Below are 1633 nucleotides of genomic sequence, written 5' to 3' on the forward strand. Positions count from 1 at the left end.
GGGTAGATCAAGCAACGTAAACGGCAGCTTGCTTTCGTCGAACAAACTGCGTACAGCGTGCTGAACAATGACAAGGTGTGGGTATTCATCTTGCAGCTTGTGCAATATGCTCTGTTCATCCGAGCCAGCCATTGCGTCTGCATAAAGATGAGTGACACTCAAATATTGAATGGCATATTTGAGGGCTTGATACGGGGATATATCTAGCGCCCAAAGTCGCTGACCTAACTGGCCGAGTGCGTCATTCAGTTCGCACAAAGACGCATCGATAAATTTCTGCCTAGCTCGTCCGAGCGTTGCCTCCTGAGCAAAATGATGTAGAAAAGGAGTTACTGAAGGGCGACAATACAAGCAAACCAATTCATCCAGAAAAGATGAGGCATTAACCAATAGCGAGTTATCGTGAAGTCTTAGGTCAAACGTAAACCAGTAAAGCCCTATTTTCTTTTTCAAAAAACGTCCTTAGGCGAGGAGCTAAATGTACTGATTTGTTTTACGCTCGGCATCGCAAGCGGATCATCCGTTCTTACTAACTACAGCGCTTTCCATGCTCTTTGCATGAATCGTGAACATAAGAGCCAAATCGTATTTCCATCCTCAATCGTTCACTTTTAAACCATGATTTTATAAAATCAAATTTCAGATTTATGAATATCACCGCTATTTGCTCATTTTTTTATATAAACCAAGCAAAAATGATAAAAATTAAAGCGATATTAGTTAATATCCGGTAATCTAAATCCAATTCCATTTTGCTAGTAACATCGCAGAAATGACTGACGAGTTTAAGAAATCGACCGCTAACTTAAAAAAAGCGGTGCCACTAATGATCAAAAATCATGTAGCTGCCACCCCCGCAAACTACGCGCTTTGGTATACCTACGTAGACAAAACCATTCCAGAACTCAATTTTGAGATGGATGAAGTGTTAGAACACTATGGTATTTGTCCACCAGCAGCGAACAAACAGCTTTACAACAACTACGTGGCCAGTAGAGCAGAAACCAGTTTAGAAGATCTCAAAACCAACGTAGAAGTGCTATTGCATGAAGTGTCGAGCTCCATGAGTGATACTTTGTCAGATACCTCTTCTTTCTCTGCGATGGTCGATAAAAGCTTCAACAAATTAGAAAAAGTTGAAGACAACAGCTTGAGCATCGAAGAAGTGATGGTGGTGATCCGCCAACTCGTTGCTGAATCTCATGAGATTCGCCACTCAACTAAATTCTTAAACCGTCAACTCACCAATGCGAGTGAAGAAATTTCTCGTTTGAAGAATCAATTAGCCGAAGTACAAAAAGACGCGCTGTTTGATGGACTCTCTAATCTTTACAATCGTCGTGCCTTTGATACTGATTTGAGCATGCTGATTAACGCTAATCAGGCGATGACTCTCATCTTGCTGGATATCGACCACTTTAAAGCGTTCAACGATAACTATGGGCACCTATTTGGTGACACCGTATTGAAAGCGATCGCGCGTCGACTGCAACAAAGCTGTCGCGATGGCGTGAGTGCATACCGCTTCGGCGGCGAAGAATTTGCGTTAATTGTGCCAAACAAATCCCTACGAATCGCCCGCCAATATGCCGATACCCTGCGCCGCATGATTGAAAAGCTGCGCGTACGTGAT

Annotated in this window: 2 protein-coding genes; one reads left to right on the top strand and one right to left on the bottom strand. The window is 42.7% G+C overall.

The features are described 5' to 3' along the window. A partial coding sequence (locus R7E00_RS22875; protein ID WP_318124517.1) for a deoxyribodipyrimidine photo-lyase occupies window positions 1-453 on the bottom strand: 453 nt, incomplete at its 3' end. Window positions 454-772: 319 nt separating this feature from the next. On the opposite strand from R7E00_RS22875, the gene R7E00_RS22880 reads away from it, so the two are divergent. Further along, window positions 773-1633, top strand: an 861-nt coding sequence (locus R7E00_RS22880) for a GGDEF domain-containing protein (protein WP_318124518.1), incomplete at its 3' end; no start/stop codon positions are given.

This window comes from Vibrio sp. Vb1755 (assembly GCF_033338635.1).
Lineage (GTDB): Bacteria > Pseudomonadota > Gammaproteobacteria > Enterobacterales > Vibrionaceae > Vibrio > Vibrio alginolyticus.